The following is a 442-nucleotide window of genomic DNA, read 5'->3' on the forward strand; positions in this document are numbered from 1 at the left end:
TGGCGCTGGATCCCACGGTCGCCGAGCGCGTCCGCGAAGTGGTGGTGATGGGCGGCGCCATCGTCGAGCCGGGCAACGTCACGCCGGTGGCCGAAGCCAACATCTTTTCCGACCCCCATGCCGCGGCGCGGGTCTTCGCCGCTCCCTGGCCACTGACCCTGGTCGGCCTCGATGCCACCCACCGCGCCGTGCTCGATCCGCCCCGCCTGCAGCGCATCGCGGCGCGCCAGGGCGCCCTCGGCGAGGTGCTCGCCCGCAGCTATGACTTCTATGCGGACTTCTACCGCAGCGTGAAGGACATCGACGGCTGCCATCCCCACGACAGCTGCGCCCTCGCCTATCTGCGCCGCCCCGAGCTGTTCCACACCGCCCGCGGTCATCTCAGCGTCGGCACCGAAGGCCTGGCGGAAGGCCAGACCTTTTTCGCCCCCGAGGGGCGCGC

At 71.5% G+C, this 442-nt stretch carries 1 protein-coding gene; it reads left to right on the forward strand.

What is annotated here, in order from left to right:
• Positions 1-442: nucleoside hydrolase (locus FS767_RS21605; RefSeq protein ID WP_144968150.1), on the forward strand; the 442-nt coding region annotated here is incomplete at both ends.

It is taken from the genome of Pseudomonas sp. DE0010 (assembly GCF_007680745.1).
In the GTDB taxonomy this organism is placed as follows: Bacteria; Pseudomonadota; Gammaproteobacteria; order Pseudomonadales; family Pseudomonadaceae; genus Aquipseudomonas; species Aquipseudomonas parafulva_B.